The sequence below is a fragment of the Maribacter sp. UBA3344 genome (assembly GCF_002362375.1).
Classification (GTDB): Bacteria; Bacteroidota; Bacteroidia; order Flavobacteriales; family Flavobacteriaceae; genus Maribacter; species Maribacter dokdonensis.
This window is the reverse complement of the sequence record NZ_DERI01000011.1, coordinates 50276-64501: the sequence shown is the minus strand read 5'-3', so window position 1 is coordinate 64501 and position 14226 is coordinate 50276. Positions and strand designations below refer to the sequence as shown.

The 14226-nt window shown below is 36.8% G+C and carries 13 protein-coding genes; 10 read left to right on the top strand and 3 right to left on the bottom strand.

Annotation, left to right across the window (positions count from 1 at the left end; translation table 11 throughout):
• Positions 1-13 precede the first annotated feature (13 nt).
• Complete coding sequence (locus B2Z27_RS07845) at positions 14-1519, top strand: OmpP1/FadL family transporter (RefSeq protein ID WP_286813255.1); 1506 nt, start codon at positions 14-16, stop codon at positions 1517-1519.
• Between the two features lie 146 nt (positions 1520-1665).
• Here the strand turns inward: B2Z27_RS07845 and B2Z27_RS07840 are convergent, their stop codons facing one another.
• Complete coding sequence (locus B2Z27_RS07840) at positions 1666-3102, bottom strand: T9SS type B sorting domain-containing protein (RefSeq protein ID WP_286813254.1); 1437 nt, start codon at positions 3100-3102, stop codon at positions 1666-1668.
• A 125-nt stretch (positions 3103-3227) separates the two neighbouring features.
• Positions 3228-5030: a T9SS type B sorting domain-containing protein gene (locus B2Z27_RS07835; RefSeq protein ID WP_286813253.1), complete on the bottom strand. Its 1803-nt coding sequence runs from the start codon at positions 5028-5030 to the stop codon at positions 3228-3230.
• Positions 5031-5164: 134 nt separating this feature from the next.
• Here B2Z27_RS07835 and folE point away from each other — a divergent pair, with 134 nt between their 5' ends.
• Together folE and cysS are read left to right on the top strand one after the other, a co-directional pair.
• On the top strand, positions 5165-5845 hold the full coding sequence (folE, locus tag B2Z27_RS07830; RefSeq protein ID WP_058103653.1) for a GTP cyclohydrolase I FolE: 681 nt from the start codon (positions 5165-5167) through the stop codon (positions 5843-5845).
• Positions 5846-5859: 14 nt separating this feature from the next.
• Complete coding sequence (gene cysS, locus B2Z27_RS07825; protein ID WP_099189388.1) at positions 5860-7338, top strand: cysteine--tRNA ligase; 1479 nt, start codon at positions 5860-5862, stop codon at positions 7336-7338.
• Here cysS and B2Z27_RS07820 read toward each other — a convergent pair.
• Complete coding sequence (locus B2Z27_RS07820; RefSeq protein ID WP_244745008.1) at positions 7335-8258, bottom strand: AraC family transcriptional regulator; 924 nt, start codon at positions 8256-8258, stop codon at positions 7335-7337. The genes cysS and B2Z27_RS07820 overlap by 4 nt on opposite strands.
• Before the next feature lie 195 nt (positions 8259-8453).
• On the opposite strand from B2Z27_RS07820, the gene B2Z27_RS07815 reads away from it, so the two are divergent.
• The 7 genes from B2Z27_RS07815 (at position 8454) to B2Z27_RS07785 (ending at position 14194) form a co-directional block, all read left to right on the top strand.
• A complete protein-coding gene (locus tag B2Z27_RS07815; protein ID WP_074672528.1) occupies positions 8454-9977 on the top strand; it encodes an aldehyde dehydrogenase family protein in 1524 nt (507 codons plus the stop codon).
• A gap of 12 nt (positions 9978-9989) precedes the next feature.
• Positions 9990-10364, top strand: a complete 375-nt coding sequence (locus B2Z27_RS07810) for a DUF779 domain-containing protein (RefSeq protein ID WP_058103656.1) — start codon at positions 9990-9992, stop codon at positions 10362-10364.
• Between the two features lie 104 nt (positions 10365-10468).
• Positions 10469-10702 carry a membrane protein insertion efficiency factor YidD gene (yidD, locus tag B2Z27_RS07805; RefSeq protein WP_414673604.1) on the top strand — a complete coding sequence of 78 codons (234 nt, stop codon included), beginning with the start codon at positions 10469-10471 and terminating at the stop codon, positions 10700-10702.
• A 254-nt stretch (positions 10703-10956) separates the two neighbouring features.
• Positions 10957-11919, top strand: coding sequence for a prolipoprotein diacylglyceryl transferase (gene lgt, locus B2Z27_RS07800; protein ID WP_286813252.1), 963 nt, complete (start codon positions 10957-10959; stop codon positions 11917-11919).
• Positions 11919-12413, top strand: a complete 495-nt coding sequence (locus B2Z27_RS07795; RefSeq protein WP_286813251.1) for a DUF192 domain-containing protein — start codon at positions 11919-11921, stop codon at positions 12411-12413. The genes lgt and B2Z27_RS07795 overlap by 1 nt, the downstream gene beginning before the upstream one ends.
• A 33-nt stretch (positions 12414-12446) precedes the next feature.
• Positions 12447-12971 (top strand): GNAT family N-acetyltransferase, encoded by a 525-nt coding sequence (locus B2Z27_RS07790; protein WP_286813250.1) that lies wholly within the window; start codon positions 12447-12449, stop codon positions 12969-12971.
• Positions 12968-14194 (top strand): ATP-binding cassette domain-containing protein, encoded by a 1227-nt coding sequence (locus tag B2Z27_RS07785; protein WP_286813249.1) that lies wholly within the window; start codon positions 12968-12970, stop codon positions 14192-14194. Before B2Z27_RS07790 ends, B2Z27_RS07785 begins: the two co-directional genes overlap by 4 nt.
• Positions 14195-14226: the final 32 nt, after the last annotated feature.

Below are 14226 nucleotides of genomic sequence, written 5' to 3'. Positions count from 1 at the left end.
TTTAAATATTGCTATGAAAAGATATTTGACTTTCGTAATACTAATGGCATGTGCCATTAGTAGCGCTCAAAATATAAACGAAGCCTTACGTTACGGTACAGAAAACCTACAAGGTACCGCTCGCTTTCAAGCTATGGGCGGTGCATTTGGGGCTTTAGGTGGCGACTTATCCTCCTTAAACATAAACCCTGCCGGTTCAGCGGTATTCAACAATAGCCTTTTCACCATCTCGGGGTCCAATTACAATACCAATAATGAAGCACGTTATTTTGGTGACACCAACATAACAAAAGACAATACTATTGAATTAAATCAAATTGGTGGCGCCTTTGTTTTCAGGAATACCGACTCCAATTCCGATTGGCAGAAATTTACCTTGGCTTTCAATTATGATTTGGTGAACAATTTTGATAATGAATACTATGTTTCAGGAAGTAGCACACAAGGTATAGACACGTATTTCTCCGAATATGCCCAAGGCACACCTTTTGGCTCCATTCTTGTACAAGATGGTGAATTTTTAGAGGAAGCTTATTTAGACATCGGTTCAGCACAAGGCTTTAGGGATCAACAAGCATTTTTAGGGTATTATGGCGGTATTGTTGACCCAGAAACTGAAGATGACGCAAATACTAATTATGTAAGCAACACGCTTTATGATTTTGTGGAGCAAGATTTCATAAGAAGAACAACCGGGTACAATAGCAAGTTTACCATCAATGTAGCTTCACAGTACAAAGAAAACATATATCTGGGTGCTTCATTAAACTTCCACAGTGTACTCTATACGCAGTTTGATCAATTTACCGAGAGTGGTTACGAGCCTAATTCTGAAATAACCAGAACTACTTTTGATAATTATTTAGAAACGGAGGGTAATGGTTTTTCTTTCAGCCTAGGTGCTATTGCGAAATTAAACGATAATGTACGTCTGGGCGGTAGCTACCAATCACCAACCTGGTATCGTTTAGAGGATAACACTTCTCAACGCATTAATTCTGACCTTGCAGATGCTGATATTAATTTTATCAATTTTAATATTATTAATCTTTTTGAAAGCTATACAGTTAAAACACCAAGTAAACTTACCGGTAGTTTAGCCGTAATATTTGCAAAAGATGGGCTTTTGAGTTTTGATTATGGTTACCAAGATTTCTCACAATCTGAACTCCGCCCTACCAACGACCCAAGTTTTCAGACGGTAAATTCACAAATTGCGAGTGACTTAGGCACTGTTTCAACCTTTAGACTTGGTGGTGAATATAGAATTCAACAAGTAAGTTTAAGGGCGGGCTATCGCTTTGAACAAAGTCCATATTCAAATGGCAATACTATAGGTGATTTAAACGCTATTTCTGGTGGTATAGGCTATAACTTCGGCGGCAGTAAGCTAGACTTTTCTCTAAGCCGTTCCCAACAAGACGTTAGCGAAAGACTTTTCAATGCAGGTATTACAACACCGGCTATGATAGATAGAGGTATTACCAATGCAACCTTAAGCTATACGATAAACTTTTAGAGGAAATGGAATTCAATAAAAAAGGGGAGCAAATTGCTCCCCTTTTTTATTTTATTGGCACCGCCTAAGGGCATAATACCCCAAGGCTTGCCTAGAATTTAAAAGTTTGTTTCCTTTAAATGCCTCATGAGCCTGTCCTGAGGGTTTTACCTTTTTAGTGAAAAATGAGTTTTTCGGGTTTTGGCAACTAATAAGGCATCTTCTTGTTCACCATATTCAAAGCGAAACCAATAATCTGTAGATGGCATTTGCTGTCCATTGTAATTTCCGTCCCAAGCATCTGTTGAACCCAATTGCTTTAGAAGCTTACCATACCTATCAAAAATAAACACAACAGGATCACTTAACGTCTCTATTCCCTCTACATTCCAGTCATCATTAATACCATCCCCATTAGGGGTGAAAAACTTTGGATACCCGACGACCAAAAATTCTAAGGGATCAGTAATACCGCAACCATTTTTATCATTAATAATAACCGTGTTAACACCAGGTGGAACATTCATAAAAACAGGACTATCTTGAAATACGCCGTCATTGATCGCATATTCATAGTCCCCATCACCCTCAACAAAAAATTCGATATTATTTTGATCTGGATCAATTGAGAGATTGGTATCCAATGTTTCCACTCTTTCCAAAATAGGTGTGCCATAAAACGTAACCAACACCCCACTATCATCGCTTACCGTTGGCGGAGATCCCGATGCCGTTGTAATACTTGCAAAATAACGTCCTGTATTTGGGCTAACAATAACCAATTCCGCTCCAAAATCTCCTGAACCCGTTAATGTATCATCAATAATACCGTCGTCTTCATAATCTACCGTCCATTCAACGCTGGCGATATCCGCACCCGCTGGGGAATTCAACGCACTAATGGTGATAGGGTCATCACCTTCGCAAGCAACAATATCCAATCCTAAAAATTCATCCCTTAAGGTACAATCTAAGGCAGTATCTTGATCAGCACTAACAGAACTACCTGTAAAAGTTAACATAAATGGCTCTGGGTCACCCGTAAAATTGTCTGCAAAATTGTTGATCAAAATATAATAAATCTCACCTGGCAACACATCTAAATACTCATCATATGTATTTTGATTACCTGTTAACGATGCCTGACCTTCTTGACCACTATCGGGATTTATACCAAGACCGGTAAAGTTTGTATCGTTCACTTCGTAATTACAACGAATTGGCTGTGCCGTTCCATTGCTAATAGCTGCACAATCCACATCTGGTCCATAAACTGCAAAATCCCATTCTGCCGTAGGTGTAGAACCAGTTGAAGGCAACGCCTCAATATCAAAACCAACCTGACCGCCGGTACCTGCCCTAAAAACAAACCAAGATGTATTGAATTCAATATTGGCCGAAGTTAGACTTCCTTTCTCTAGACACCCTGTTTCTCTTATAACTTCCGGATCAAAATCATCTACGTCACCAGAACCACCGGCTATGCCCATTATAGGTTGATCGGCACAAACAGGTATAGCCGTTCTACAATCGGCTGAATTTTGTGCGCTTACTTTATAACAGAAAAGAAACAAACAACAAATAGAACAAATGAGTATTCTCATAAAAAGTGTAACTATTTAGTATACGTGATGTATATTATAACTACACATGACCTGCTTTAGTATCTTACAGCGAAGATTCTGGCATTTAATCGATAAAATACACTACTCACTGCCAATTATTACCTTTAACGCTTTAAAGTGAAGTGGTTATTAATATATGATGCGTTGGTATTCTCCCCTAAAGAATTGGTGTAAGAAAGTTTAAACCAGTAATCGGATTCCGGCAATAACTGCCCATTGAAAGAACCATTCCAACCACTGGAATCTTCGAATATCTGATATAACAACTTACCATAACGGTCGTAAATAGTGATCACCGGATCTTCTAATGCAGATAGACCATCTACTTTCCAAACATCGTTAACATTATCACCGTTTGGGGTAAAAAACTTTGGAAAGCCCACTACTACAATATCTCTGGTATCAGAACCACAGCCATTGGGGTCACGTACCGTTATTGTATGTTCTCCTGGAAATAAATTATTGAATACACTACTATTTTGCGGTGCTTGATCATCTACCTGATATTCAAAATCACCATTCTCTTCTAAATAAACATTTACCATGTTTGATGCATCATCCTCATATTCAATAGTAATATCGGATATAACGGGCGGACTAGAGAAAACAACGGTAACCGATCTTACGGTAATACATTGTATCAACCCTTGCGTATTGGTCACCGATAAGGTATAAACACCTGGTTCTGCCACTGTAATTAAAGAACTTGTTTGACCTGAACTCCACTCATACGTAAAACTAGCATCAGGTATACGTTGACCAATGGTGACTACCGGCTCATCTCCGCAGATATAAACCTCAGTATCAAAATCTAAAACGGGCAATTCTATTCCTTCCACCTCAAAAGACTCAGAAGCATCAAAACACATAGAATTTTCTATAGAAGTTGTTCTAACATATATAGTTTGGGAAACTTGTGTAGGCACAAACTCTTTAGAAAGCGCATTGGCACCATTAAAAGCGTCTTCAAAACTTTCATGGTAAGATACACGAAAATCTAGGGGACTTTGCCCGCCCAATGCTTCAGCATCTTTTTCATTAAAATCAATGACCGTACCATCTAAACATGCCGTTTCATCTTCTAGTTCATAAGTTTCTGGAGAAGGGGCATATGCCACCTGTGTTTCACTTATTAAATTATTCCCTAAAGGTCTCACAACCAAAACGCGGTACATTCCAGAAACCGCCACTGATAATTCTGGATCACTTTCACCAGGTATACGTTGATAGCCTGTACCTGCATCTAAATACCATTCATAGGTTATAGCATCGGTCGTTGTAGCATCTAATACTACCGTTTCATTATCACATGCTATAATAGGCGGGCCTAGCAAATTGTCTATAATATCACAGTCCAAAGCTGAATTAGGATACTCAACAAAAATAGTCCCTGAAAACTGAATGGAAAATCCGGAGTTATTATTACTAAAGTTATTGATCATTAAGAGGTATTCTTCACCCGGCTCTACCAATAACCAATCATCATACTGTATATTTTCTATGCCTGTAGGGTCTTCGCCCACCCCTATATAACTGCTATCATCAGAATTATCAAAATAGTTACATCTCACCGGATCTCCCAGTGCATTACAATCGTTAGTTCTGTAAAGTGCGAAATCCCAATCTTCGTTTGAATCGAACCCAATATTAAACCCCAATTGCCCTACTTCTCCAATTTTGAAGGTATACCAAGCGGAGTTCGTTTCAATCGTACCACTACCTTGAGTAATACAACCAGAAATTGACGCACCATTATAATCATCAATTCCATAACCATTTGTACCTCCATTGACCGGAGTATTATAACAAATAGGAACCGCATTGGCGCAATCTGCCGACACTTGCGCAAAGCAAGTGAATATGCCAAAAAAACAAATTAATAAAATAGATATACCATACTTGGTCATAGGGGCCTCTTGATTTGGAAAAATAAAATTAACGAGACCTTAACGTTATGGCTAATTTATGTTGTGTAATGCCCGCATTTGGTTATAAAGTGTCACATATTGTATATCTTTGCAGCTTGTAAAAGAAAGATAAAATGAAAATTGAGGATACACTGGAAAATCAATTTGACGAAATAGGAAACGATCATATTTCTACGTCAGAAGATACTCCTTTACGTTCAGACGCTTTTGATTTGGACGATGCCGAAAAAATTGAACGTATTCGCAATAACGTACGTGAAATCATGCATACTTTAGGTTTAGATTTAAACGATGACAGTTTAAAAGGTACGCCTAATAGAGTTGCAAAAATGTATGTCAATGAAATTTTTGGTGGTTTAAACCCTAGTAGAAGACCAAAGGCATCTACTTTTGACAACAAGTACAAGTATGGTGAAATGCTGGTGGAAAAGAATATTACTTTGTACTCCACTTGTGAACATCATTTATTACCTATTGTTGGTCGTGCTCACGTAGCCTATATTTCTAACGGTACCGTAGTTGGGCTTTCAAAAATGAATCGTATCGTTGATTACTATGCCAAGAGACCTCAAGTTCAAGAACGTTTAAATATTCAAATCGTAAGAGAATTACAAAAAGCGTTAGGTACGGAAGACGTAGCATGTGTAATTGATGCCAAGCACCTTTGTGTAAACTCAAGAGGCATACGTGACATAGACAGTAGCACGGTAACAGCTGAATATGGTGGAAAATTCAAGGAAGAATTGGTACGCCGCGAGTTTTTGAACTACCTTAATTTAGACACCCATTTTTAATAGCATACAGCTTTATGCAATTGTACGAAAGTCAAGAAATCAAAGTATACAATTCCCTTACCGGAAAAAAAGAAGTTTTTAAACCCATAAACACAGGCCATATTGGCATGTATGTTTGTGGACCTACGGTGTATAGCAATGTACACTTAGGAAACTGTAGAACTTTTATGTCCTTTGACATGATTTTCAGATACTTTAAACATCTTGGCTATAAAGTACGTTATGTGCGCAATATTACCGATGCAGGTCATTTGGTAGATGACGCTGAAGACGGTGAAGACAAAATTGCAAAAAAGGCACGGTTAGAAAAATTGGAGCCAATGGAAGTTGTACAGCGCTATACTGTAGATTTTCATAATATATTGGAAAAATTCAATTTTTTACCACCAAGTATTGAGCCTACCGCTACAGGACATATCATAGAACAAATTGAAATCATTAAGGATATTCTTGAAAAGGGATTTGCCTATGAAACCAATGGTTCTGTATATTTTGATGTTGCAAAATTTAATCAAGAACATGAGTATGGTAAATTAAGCGGGCGCAAGCTTGAAGATATGATTGCCAATACACGTGATCTTGCTGCCCAAGATGACAAACACAACCCTCAAGATTTTGCTTTGTGGAAAAAAGCGGAGCCACAGCATATTATGAGATGGCCATCACCTTGGGGAGATGGTTTTCCAGGCTGGCATTTAGAATGTACAGCCATGAGCACCAAATACTTAGGAGAAACATTTGACATTCACGGGGGCGGTATGGATTTGAAATTCCCACACCATGAATGCGAAATTGCCCAAGCTGAAGCATGCAATGGCCAAAGTCCGGTCAATTATTGGTTACATGCAAATATGTTGACCCTGAACGGCAGAAAAATGGCAAAATCTACAGGAAACAGCATTCTCCCTGGTGAAATTTTTTCTGGCGAAAATGATATTTTAAGCAAGCCCTTTTCCCCGTCCATGGTAAGGTTTTTTATGATGCAAGCGCATTATACCAGTATTTTAGATATGAGCAATGATGCGTTGTTAGCTTCTGAAAAAGGATTCAATAAACTTATGGAGGCTTTTAATTCGTTGAAATCTTTACAAACGGGCAAAACTACCGATTTTGATGTTAAAGGTTGGAAAGCAACTTGCTATGCCGCCATGAACGATGATTTTAACACGCCTATTTTAATAGCAAAGCTTTTTGATGCTGTTAAGCATATTAACTTAATAAAAGAAGGCACTGAATCTATAACCGAAACAGATAAACAAGAATTAGAACAAACCTTACAAAATTTTGTTTTTGATGTTTTAGGCCTGGAGAACAAAAACAGTTCAGACGCAGATACTGAAAAACTGGGAGGTGTTGTAGAATTATTGATCGAGTTACGCAAAGCGGCAAGGGAAAATAAAGACTTTGCTACTTCAGATAAAATACGAGATCAATTGGCAGAATTGGGTATTCAATTAAAAGACGGTAAAGAAGGTACAACGTATAGCCTTTAATCTAAATATTTTGATTTTTGAATTTTAGACTGGTATTCACCTGGCGCTAAATGCTGTCTTGTTTTAAAAACCCTATTGAAATAAGATCTACTTTCAAATCCGCAGTCAAGATATACGTCTTTTATGCTTCTTTTAGGATCTTGCAATAGACCTACCGCTAATTTTATACGCTCGTTATTGATAAACTCCACGGGAGATATCCCTAACTCTTGCTTAAAAGTCCTATAAAAGTGAGAGGGACTCATACAAGCCATCTTACTAAGGTCATCTACATTTAAAGATTTATGAACGTTATTTCTAATATAACGTATAACCTCGGTCAACCTACTTTCCTTTTTAATGGACAATGTAGTATTACTATAAATTTTACGTTCATTGGTCTGTAAAATACGAATGATCAACTCTCTCAACATATTATCCACAAAAATATCTTTTGATGGGTGGTCTTCTGAAAACAAAAACAACAATCTCTGAATGATTTGGTATATACCCCTATCATTTACAAAATGAAAATTATAGTCCATTAATCCCCATGCCTCTTTGGTACTTTTTGGCATATTCTCATTCATGAACTGTAATACCTTATTTATCTTATCTTCTGAAATAGCCATTGCCAAACATCTTGTAGGATTTTTTGCCATAGCTTCAGGAAAATCAATACACATACTTTCGTTTGCAGGTAGAACCAAAGATTCTCCAGGTAAAAAATCAAATGCCTCATAATCTCGTAAATGCATAATCTTTTTCCCTTGGATCATACTGGCCAAAACTGGCTGTTCAAATTTTAAAAGAACACTAGCTGCTTGTTCATGGGTTTCAAAAACATGCATGGCGGCATTGTTCATTGTGTAAGATGTCTGGTTCTCCACCATGGTCTCTAAACGCCTTCCTTCTAGGAAATTATCTGATAACTTAATCACAACTATTTTGATTTTATTTTAAGGAATTTACAAAAATATATACTTAAAAAAATCATAAAATCAATAATTGATAGGATTGTTCATATTATTCGTAGAATCCGTCAGACAAAAGATATAAGCGTAGGGTACATTTAGAATATCGTATTGACTAGCTACCAATACATACATTTCTAATATTAACTTAAATCATATACTATGAGCACAACAGCAACTGTAGAAAAAGACGTACTTCAAAAACCCAAATTTAAAAATCAATATGAAAATTATATTGGTGGCAAATGGGTAGCCCCAAGTAAAGGAGAATACTTTGAAAATATTTCTCCGGTAGACGGTAAATCGTTTACAAAAATACCGAGATCAACATCTGAAGATATTGAAAAGGCAATTGATGCCGCATGGGAAGCTGCACCTTCATGGAATTCATCTTCTGCGACCGAAAGAAGCAATATGCTATTAAGGATTGCCGATAAAATAGAACAAAACCTTGAGGTGTTGGCTAGAGCCGAAACTTGGGACAACGGTAAAGCCATTAGAGAAACACGCGCTGCAGATTTACCTTTGGCCGTAGACCATTTTAGATATTTTGCAGGTGTCATTAGAGCAGAAGAAGGCTCGGTCAGTGAATTGGATGCTAACACTGTGGCATTGAACGTTACTGAACCATTAGGAGTCGTTGGTCAAATTATCCCTTGGAACTTCCCTCTACTAATGGCTACATGGAAACTGGCTCCGGCTTTAGCTGCAGGTAACTGTGTAGTATTAAAACCAGCAGAGCAAACACCCGTGGGAATCTTAATATTAATGGAAATTATTGAAGGAATATTACCTGACGGAGTACTTAATATTGTAAACGGATTTGGTGCTGAGGCAGGTAAACCTTTGGCATCTAGCCCTAGAATAGACAAAATAGCCTTTACCGGTGAAACAACAACAGGTCAATTAATTATGCAATACGCATCAAAAAACATTACCCCTGTTACTCTTGAACTTGGTGGAAAGTCACCAAACATTTTCTTTGAGAGTATTATGGATGCCGATGATGAATTCTTTGACAAATGTTTGGAAGGTGCCAATATGTTCGCCTTAAACCAAGGCGAAGTCTGTACTTGTCCTTCTAGAATGTTGGTACAAGAAAGTATTTACGAAAAATTTATTGAACGTGTAATTGAGCGCACTAAAGCTATTAAAATGGGGCATCCTTTAGATCCCAATACCATGATGGGCGCACAAGCATCAAACGATCAATTTGAAAAAATACTTAGCTATATCAATATAGGAAAAGAAGAAGGTTGTGAAGTTCTTACAGGAGGCGCACAAGCCTATAATGAAGGCTTGGAAGGTGGATATTACGTACAACCCACAATTCTAAAAGGAAATAACAAAATGCGTGTTTTTCAAGAAGAAATTTTTGGTCCCGTACTTTGTGTAACCACTTTCAAAGATGAAGCAGAGGCCATAGAAATTGCAAATGACACCCTATATGGATTGGGTGCTGGTGTCTGGACACGTGATACCCACCAGGCATACCAGATTTCAAGAGCCATAAAAGCCGGTAGAGTTTGGGTAAATTGCTATCACCTATATCCTGCACATGCACCATTTGGTGGATACAAAAAATCAGGTATCGGTAGGGAAAACCATAAAATGATGTTGGCACACTATCGCCAAACCAAAAACATGCTTATTTCCTACGATAAGAAAAAAATGGGATTCTTCTAAAAACGAAATACGATGAAAACAAAAAGAGTTTTGGTAACTAAAAAAGCCGCAGAAGTAATTGCACAGCTAAAAGAGAAACACGGTGAGCTAATGTTCCACCAAAGTGGCGGTTGCTGTGACGGTTCCTCACCCATGTGTTTTGAAAAAGGCGATTTAATGCTGGATGATAACGATGTTTGGCTTGGCACTATTGAAGGTTGCGACTTTCATATGTCAAAAGATCAGTTTGAATATTGGAAACACACCCAGCTGACTGTTGACGTTACCCCAGGTATTGGCTCTAGTTTTTCATTGGAAATCCCGTTAGGTCTTCGATTTTTAATCAAATCTAGGTTATACTCCGAAGAAGAGGCCGAACATTTAGAACCCATAAGAATAGGAGCCTAAACAAAAACCATTTTAATTTTAGAAGTCCGGATGCAAACCATCCGGGCTTCTTATTTTATATAGTTAATCCTTTTATAGTAAATTTGGGCTATTAATTTATCATCGTGAAAATTTCCTTTAAAAAAATCCTTATTGCTCCTTTCGTATTTCTAGTCCGGTTTTACCAAGTGGTAATTTCCCCTTATACCCCAGCAACATGTAGATACTCCCCTACTTGTTCTCAATACACGTTAGAAGCATTAAAAAAACATGGTCTTTTTAAAGGAGGATGGATGGCAACAAAGCGTATTTTTAGCTGCAATCCTTGGGGCGGAAAAGGCTACGACCCAGTTCCTTAAATAAGGATCAAATTCAAAATTCGAGTTCAAGCTCAAAAAAACTAATAAAATTTAAAGGTTTCGTTGGTCAAAACTTTGACTTAGACAAATCACCAAATATTGCTATTTTCCCACCTCTATATTCCATTTCCTATTCTCCATTTTCTCTCATTTACATACTTAACTCTCTTTTAACTCATAACAAAACCAATTTCCCAAATCTTACGGCTAGGTAGATTTCTATTTTATTATCTTAGCCATTCAAAATTCAACACATGCATTTCTTAGGAATTACTTGGAATCCGAACGAGACACTTTTCAATATTGGTTTCATTCAAATAAAGTATTACAATCTACTTTGGATAACCGCCTTCGCCTTAGGTTGGTTTCTTATGAAAAAGATTTTTCTTAACGAGAAAAAATCGGTAGAACAATTAGATTCCCTATTCATATACACCGTTCTAAGCACCATGCTAGGGGCAAGATTAGGTCATGTGTTTTTTTATGACTGGGCATATTACTCTAATCACCTTATTGAGATTTTAATACCTGTACGGGAAAGTGATACTGGCAGTCTACTTTTTGGCTTAATAGATGGTTATGAATTTACCGGCTTTACTGGTCTAGCCAGTCATGGAGCTACACTTGGTATTATAATTGGCACCTATTTGTATACAAGAAAATATCCTGAATTTAACATGTTATGGATTTTTGACAGAATGGTAATACCTGTTGCCATAGGGGCTTTTTGTGTTCGTTTAGGTAATTTTTTCAACTCTGAGATCAACGGCAAAGTGGTAGATGAAAATTTCATTTTTGCCACAAAGTTTATTCGGGATTCAGATGACTTACACCCATCAAAAGCATTGGGTATTACCCAAGAGAAAACACTGAACGCCGCTTATGCCGCTATAGAAAACAACCCACAGTTTTCTCAATATCTAGCAGAAATTCCATACCGTCATCCAGCACAATTATATGAAGGAATAGGTTATATTTTCATTTTTATTCTGTTGTATTTTCTATATTGGAAAACAGATAAAAAGAACAAAACCGGTTATTTATTCGGGTTGTTCTTCGTATTACTTTGGACAGTTCGTTTCTTGGCTGAATTCGTTAAGAAAAGTCAAGGCGGATTTGAAGAATCGTTAGGTTTACTATCTACCGGTCAATGGTTAAGTATCCCCTTTATACTAGTAGGTTTCTATTTCATGTTCAGAAAAACAAAAACTGCGTAATGTTCAGTAAAATAAATAAAGGCTTGATAGTAGTGGCTACCATAGCTACTTTAGCTTTTTCATGCAAGGAAGAATCTAAAAAGACCATAGCTACAGAAACTATTGATTTTTCACATGAAGGAGATTTAACTATTTTTCTAAACTCCAGTGACACCGTTAAAACCAAATTCAATATTGAATTTGCCGAGACAGATTATGAAACCCAAACCGGACTAATGTACCGAAAAGGTATGGCAATCAATGAAGGTATGTTATTCATTTTTCCTGATGAAAGAATGCATTCTTTTTACATGAAGAACACAGAGTTTCCATTAGATATCATCTATTTAAAAGAAAATTTGAAAATTGCCAGTTTTCAAGAAAATGCACAACCACTAAATGAAGATGGTTTATCTTCACAAGTACCCATAAAATACGTACTAGAGATCAATGCAGGTCTATCACAAGAATTGGGCTTATCTATTGGTGATAGCATTAGTTTTAGCAGAAAGTAATGTCTTAATCCTGCGTTTAATTAAAAGAGAATAATGCCAGCATATGTTTTATTCAATGAAGAATCTGATCGTTTACTTTTTAAAGAAGTTAAACCATTAGATTTTGAACACTGGCTACCATTTCATGAAGAACCATTAAGCAGCCAATACTGGTCTGGACTACCAAACGACCCTAGAGTTGCCTGCGAAGAACAATTTCAAAGAATCTTTGAGAGATATAAGGCAAACCTAGGTGGTTTAAATGCTTTATTTTTAAAAGGCACCAACACCTTGGTTGGACTCTGTGGTGTTCTATTACAACAGGTAGATGGTAAACAAGAGTTTGAAATTGGTTATTCCATTCTACCAGAATATTGGCGAAAAGGTTTCGCCTTTGAGGCTGCAGAAAAGTGCAAACATATAGCATTTGAAAAAAAATGGACAAACAGTTTAATTTCAATTATACAGGTAGATAATATTCCATCGCAAAAAACGGCATTGAAAAATGGTATGATTATAGATTTTACCACCACTTACCATAATAACACAGTTCATATTTATAGAATAAACGCAAAATGAATCATTGGGTAATATATTTAGACAACAACTCAAACAAGAAAGGTTTCATTAAAGATTTTCAACAAGGAAGAACACCTATTGAACTCCAATATTTTAAACAAAAAACAGGAAGACTTTTCTCTCATTTTACCCTAGAAAAATTAATAGACGAGGAAGATAAACATGACATTAAGATAATTAGTAGTTTTGGGCAATCGTTAAAAACCATGTCTAGTGGAGAGCAAAAAAGAGCCTTGTTACATTACTTGCTTAATGAACGGCCAGATTATATAATACTAGATAATCCTTTTGATAATTTGGACATTTCCTTTCAAGAAAATCTTAAAACCATACTTGAAAATCACTCAAAGCATATTTCCTTTATTCAACTGGCCAGTAGAAAAGAAGACACTCTTTCTTTTATCAACCATTATGGCAGTATTATAAAGAACAACTTTCAAGTTATAGAAAATCCGCTTTCTGCCGAAATCCAAATCCCAGAAAGCTTTACAACCATCACCGTTCCACAATCGGGTATTGACTTTATTAACTTGCCTAATATGTTGATCAATTTTAAAGATGTAAGTATTTCCTATGGTGAAAAGAAAATATTGAACAGTATAAATTGGACAGTGAACAAAGGTGACTTTTGGCAACTATCAGGCACCAATGGCAGTGGTAAATCTACTATACTTTCCATGATTTTTGGTGACAACCCAAAAGCCTATGGTCAAAACATTCACCTATTTGGCAGTAAAAAAGGTAGTGGTGAAAGTGTATGGGACATCAAGAAAAAGATAGGTTATTACGCCCCTGCAATGACCGATAAGTTCAGCGGAAGACACTCAATAGAAAATATGCTTATCTCCGGTTTAAATGATTCTGTAGGCTTATATGTAAAACCAACAGCGTTTCAGCAAAGAATAATAAAGCAATGGTTGGCGCTATTAGACCTTAGTGATATTAAAAACACTTTTTTCAATGCTTTATCTACGGGTAAACAAAGACTGGTCATGACGGCACGCGCCATGGTAAAACAACCACCATTATTAATATTAGATGAACCCACAGCAGGTATGGATGATGATTCCGCTGCATTGTTAGTAGCTTTGGTCAACAAATTTGCAGAAGAGACGGACACCGCGATCATCTTTGTTTCCCATAGAAAAGAAAAAGGTCTAAAACCAAAACAAACCTTTTACCTTACCCCACATGAAACTGGTTCAACCGGTAGTATAAAATAGAAAAAGCCGTTCATTTCTGAACGGCTTTTATA

Bases quoted from the DNA above. Each gene is read 5' to 3' on its own strand.
- B2Z27_RS07845 (WP_286813255.1), top strand. From the start codon at position 14: ATGAAAAGATATTTGACTTTCGTAATACTAATGGCATGTGCCATTAGT.
- B2Z27_RS07840 (WP_286813254.1), bottom strand. From the start codon at position 3,102: ATGAGAATACTCATTTGTTCTATTTGTTGTTTGTTTCTTTTCTGTTAT.
- B2Z27_RS07835 (WP_286813253.1), bottom strand. From the start codon at position 5,030: ATGACCAAGTATGGTATATCTATTTTATTAATTTGTTTTTTTGGCATA.
- folE (WP_058103653.1), top strand. From the start codon at position 5,165: ATGAAAATTGAGGATACACTGGAAAATCAATTTGACGAAATAGGAAAC.
- cysS (WP_099189388.1), top strand. From the start codon at position 5,860: ATGCAATTGTACGAAAGTCAAGAAATCAAAGTATACAATTCCCTTACC.
- B2Z27_RS07815 (WP_074672528.1), top strand. From the start codon at position 8,454: ATGAGCACAACAGCAACTGTAGAAAAAGACGTACTTCAAAAACCCAAA.
- B2Z27_RS07810 (WP_058103656.1), top strand. From the start codon at position 9,990: ATGAAAACAAAAAGAGTTTTGGTAACTAAAAAAGCCGCAGAAGTAATT.
- lgt (WP_286813252.1), top strand. From the start codon at position 10,957: ATGCATTTCTTAGGAATTACTTGGAATCCGAACGAGACACTTTTCAAT.
- B2Z27_RS07795 (WP_286813251.1), top strand. From the start codon at position 11,919: ATGTTCAGTAAAATAAATAAAGGCTTGATAGTAGTGGCTACCATAGCT.
- B2Z27_RS07790 (WP_286813250.1), top strand. From the start codon at position 12,447: ATGCCAGCATATGTTTTATTCAATGAAGAATCTGATCGTTTACTTTTT.
- B2Z27_RS07785 (WP_286813249.1), top strand. From the start codon at position 12,968: ATGAATCATTGGGTAATATATTTAGACAACAACTCAAACAAGAAAGGT.